Below are 4,335 nucleotides of genomic sequence, written 5' to 3' on the forward strand. Positions count from 1 at the left end.
GCAGGCGCAGGAGCAGCGCCAGGGCGAACAGCGACTGCGCCGCGGTCAGGAAGAACTCCTCGGCCTGGCGCGCGTCGAGCGGCAAGGCCGTCAACGAACCCGCGCCGACGCTCATCGCCAGGGGCAGCATGCCGACGAGCAGCGTCCACTGGTTGATCTTGTCGCTCACCAAGGCGGCGAGGCCGCTGGCGGCGCGCCCCGCGACCACGAACAGGATCGCGACGGTGACGGCCGGGGCCTCGCTCGCCAGCGGCGCCAGCCACTGGATCAGCAGGAACTCGTTGAGGCCCAGCAGCCGGCCCGAGCCGACCATCGCCTCCGCGAAGGGCTCGGCCGAGACCAGGATGATCCCGCAGGCGACCACCGTCAGCGCAGCCATGGACGCCCACTGGGCGGCGGGCGTCAGCGCGTTGAGGGCGGCGGCCGGGCCGGGCTCCTCGCCCTCGTCCTCCTCGGCCTCGGACCCGCCGCGCACGCGCCAGACATAGGCCGCGAAGATCGCGACGAGCACGGCGAAGTCGAGCAGCGTGATCGTGTCCTTCAGCACGATCAGGAAGGCGTAGAGGCTGGCGACGAGCAGGACGACGATCTCGACCGCGTTGCTCCGCGTCAGCGCGATGGCGCGCCCGCCCCCCTTCAGCCAGTGCAGCGCGACCAGCAACGGCCACGCCAGCCCGACCAGGAGGCGGTTGGCGCCGGTCATGTTGGCCGCGGCGTAGTGGACGTACTGGGAGTCCGGGCCCGCCTTGCCGGCCTGGTAGGCGTAGTAGAGATCGACCGCGTATTCGGGCAGCACGGTCACCAGGGCCACGACGGCGACGATCAGGCCCAAGGAGACGTGGCGTTCGGCCGCCTCCGCGCCCCACGAGAGCAGGAACCCGGCCGACAGGATCGCGGCGCCGAACGCCACCATCTCGCCGATGGGACCGACCTGCAGGCCGGTCAGGCGGATCCCCACACCCGGCAGGGCTGCCAGCACCGCGAGTGCGACCAGCATCAGGAACCGTCTCATCCCTCATCCCCCGTCACACCATCCTCCCCTTCGGCCTTGCGGCGCCGACCGTCACCCGAGTTGCCGTCCCGGAGAGTCCCGGATTTCCGCCCAAAAACGGGCGGCCCGGCGCGGGACACCTCCGTTCCGCACGGCCGACCGCCGCGGCGCGGAGATCTCGGCCCTTGTCCGTCATGCGTGCGCCGTTCGGCCGGCGAGTCAGCGGCACCAAGCCGTCCACGCCCGGAAGCCGGGGCTCGGGAGGCAGAGCTGCCGTCAAGGACCGGCTCTCGGCGTGAACACCCTCGCGCCCGCCATCCAGCGCTCAACGGTGTCCTTGTCGTCGCTGATCTGGGACAGGGCCGACACGAGGCTCACGTCGTCGTGTTGAAGACCGAGTTCTCTCGTGATCGCGTTGATGCCCGCCCGATGGGCGCATCCGACAAGTTGGAGGACGCCATAGGACTTCATGTAGACGTCGGCTTTTCCGGAAACCGCCGATTTCAAGGCGTCTTCGCACAGCACGGCATCGGAGGACAGCAACGTACGACATGCGAACGGTCGCACCGCGTAGACCGAGCAGGTTTTCTCCTCGCTCAACAGCGGGCACGGCAGGCCCGCGCGCGACCGGCCGACGACGCGGAGGGGAGCCGGTCGATGCGCGGGTGCGCCCGACGGCCGGCCTTCGGGGCCGTGCGCCGCGTCTCTCCTGCGCGCGATCAGGATCGCTTCCGGGATGGACACGTCGACATCCTGGTGGCAGCACCAGGCGCATCCCGTCCTGCAGGCGACCGGCAAGCGTCCGCCCGGAGCGTCCGCGACCAGGCCGTCGACCGCAGCGTCGCCATGCCTGAAGACGACGCCTTCCAGATAGTTCAGAAGGGCTTCGATCTTCGCCGCGGTGCTGCCTTCCGCGGACCGGCACCTCGTCAGGCCGCCGTCCCTGACGTCGCGAGCGATATTCGTCGCAGCTCCATAGATCAGTGGATCCAAATTCGTCGGCATCCCCATCGGAAGCGGGACTTGGATGGGGTGTCCCTGCCGGGATGGAACCTGTTCGGATGCTCGCCGCCGGCTTGATTGGCGGCCAAACGCTCGTCGCTCCATTGCGAACCTCGATACGTACCCATGATTTGGCTGAGCGGTTCGGGTTGTCGTCTGCATGCCGCAGAGACCGACGTATCGAGGTCGTGGTGGTTTACTCGGCTTATCCAGGTCAGCCGAAGGCAAAGCCGCCGCATCCGGCGGAACGCCAAGATGGCGGGCAAGCAGATGCCGTCCGGGACATTCGAGCGCCGGGCTGAGACCCGAGCCGCAGTCGCAGGTGCCACCGCACAGGCCCGGTCCAGGCAAGGAGTCCTGGGAACAGCCCGGAGGCTCGCGGCTTCCGTCGCGCAGCACGCCGGGCAGGTCCGCGAGAGCGATGGTAGCCTGCCTCTCGGCCGGTCCGCCCGTGGCCGCGGTCGCGAGACCGACCAGCCCCAGGATCAGCGCAAGCGCGATCATGCACGCGCCCAGGCGGAGCGGGCGGATCGCGGTCGGCACGGAGATGCGTCCGGTTTTGCGCATGGCTCTCAGGGATCGGGCCGCCGGTCACGCGAAGTGGTTTCGGGCATCCGCCCGGCCGTCGCCGGCTGACCGGACGGTGCGGCCCAGGCCGGAACGGTCCCGGGCGGCCTGTCCATGCCCCTCGTCCTGCAGCGAAGGGACTTCGCGGCCGCGGGAGACGCGGGCGTCGGGTCCGCAAGAGCCGCTGCGATCATGAGGCGCTCCCTCTGCCCGGCACCGGGGGCCAGGCCGGAGGGCCGCCTTCATGCACCCTGTAGCCACTACAGGGTCAAGGCCATATCGCGGGTCCCTTCGCCGACCGTCGGCGGTCTTGCCAGCGCCGCGGGGAGGCGCAGTTGGCCCGGCCGAGGCGTCATGCGGCCGACCGCAACCGGGACCCAGCGCGGGCCATCGTTCGTCGCCTCCGGGCCGGGGGAGGTGCACGCTCGTCCCGGATTGCCGGGGCTGCGTGCTCGTGCGATGCTCCGCGGGAGGCGGGGGGAGGTCAGCGAACCTGTGGCGATCGCGCGTTTCCTGGTGCTGTCCGTTTTCGCGTTGGCCATTGCCGTCGCGCCGGCGGCGCAATGCACGACGCCGAGACACGCCTCCCTCGCTGACCTGACGGTGGCGGAGCCCCCGGCCTATCCTCACGACGGTGGATGGAGCGTTGGCATCGTGCCGGCGCCCGACGATGGCGACGTCGTCGGCGCGGGGGCCGAGGCGATCTCCGCGGCCGCCGAGGCGGCCGGTGACATTCCGGACGACGTGGCGCCGAAGCCTTCCCACCGGCACCAGCCCCAGCAGAAGCGCGCCGCCTCCTGCCCGGCGACCTGTTCGCCCTTGGCATGCCAGGCCGCCGTGCCCGCGCCGCCGGCCTCCGGTGCCATATCGGGGCTTCGGCCGGCCGAGCGGCTCCGGGCGCTGCAGGAGGATGCCGTCGCCGACCCGCACCTCCTGCGCATCGAGCGGCCGCCGAGACGCACCGCCTGACGCGGGCGGCGCCCGGACGCGGCCGCCCCGAAACCGCGTCGCCGAGCCGGTCATCCTGAGCTGATCCCGGCCGACGGCCGGCCGTGCCCTGGTCGACGCCTCCGCGTCGCCGGTGCAACTCGGGCGCGCCGTCCCTCCCATGCCCGCCAGCCCCGCTCCGCGGCAGGCCCGCCCCCGTCCGGGACCTCCCTGATGTCGACGGCGGCGGGACCGGTCATCGGCCGCCGCGGGCAGGGGCGCCGTCGGCAAGCTCTGTGGGGCGATGCCAACCGCCGTGCCTCCGGATTGGGAGCCCGGACGCCCGCGCCGGCCCGTTACCGCCTCGTCCGCGAGGCGGCGTCATTGTCGGAGAGCGAGGATCCAGCCGATGCCGCGGTACTTCTTTGATTTCAGCGACGCCAACGGAAAGGTCTTCGACCGGGACGGCCTCGACCTCGCCGACCGAGAGGCCGTGCGGGAGGAGGTCAGCGCCACCCTTTCCGAGCTCGCCAGGGACCTGCCGCCCGGCGAGGACCGGACCACGCTGATCGCGCGGGTGCGCGACGAGGCCGGGGGCGTCCTGCTGATCGCAACGCTGTCGCTCGTCGTGGAGTGGGTCACCTAGGCCGATGCGAGCCGCCGAGGGACCGTGCCGTCAGCCCTTGCCCCGTCTCGCTCCGGCCGCGGGAAACGGATGCGCGACGGCGGCTCGGTTCGCGCTCACGTGCCGGGAGGTCAAGGCGGCACCGCGCCCGCTGCCGCGCGGGGCCTGCCGCGCGCCCCCGGGCCGGGGTTGGCGCAGCTCCGGGCGCGAGCGCGGCGCGCTC

At 71.9% G+C, this 4,335-nt stretch carries 4 protein-coding genes; 2 read left to right on the forward strand and 2 right to left on the reverse strand.

Going from position 1 to position 4,335, the window contains the following annotated elements:
- Together MFF42_RS06245 and MFF42_RS06250 are read right to left on the reverse strand one after the other, a co-directional pair.
- The coding region (locus MFF42_RS06245; RefSeq protein WP_238254972.1) for a calcium:cation antiporter family protein at positions 1–1,012 on the reverse strand (1,012 nt) is incomplete at its 3' end.
- A 255-nt stretch (positions 1,013–1,267) separates the two neighbouring features.
- On the reverse strand, positions 1,268–1,984 hold the full coding sequence (locus tag MFF42_RS06250) for a YkgJ family cysteine cluster protein (protein ID WP_158022374.1): 717 nt from the start codon (positions 1,982–1,984) through the stop codon (positions 1,268–1,270).
- A gap of 1,071 nt (positions 1,985–3,055) precedes the next feature.
- Here MFF42_RS06250 and MFF42_RS06255 point away from each other — a divergent pair.
- A complete protein-coding gene (locus MFF42_RS06255) occupies positions 3,056–3,529 on the forward strand; it encodes a hypothetical protein (RefSeq protein ID WP_012752991.1) in 474 nt (157 codons plus the stop codon).
- A gap of 367 nt (positions 3,530–3,896) precedes the next feature.
- Positions 3,897–4,133 carry a DUF6894 family protein gene (locus tag MFF42_RS06260; protein WP_009862913.1) on the forward strand — a complete coding sequence of 79 codons (237 nt, stop codon included), beginning with the start codon at positions 3,897–3,899 and terminating at the stop codon, positions 4,131–4,133.
- Positions 4,134–4,335: the final 202 nt, after the last annotated feature.

Source organism: Methylorubrum podarium (genome assembly GCF_022179745.1).
GTDB lineage: Bacteria > Pseudomonadota > Alphaproteobacteria > Rhizobiales > Beijerinckiaceae > Methylobacterium > Methylobacterium podarium.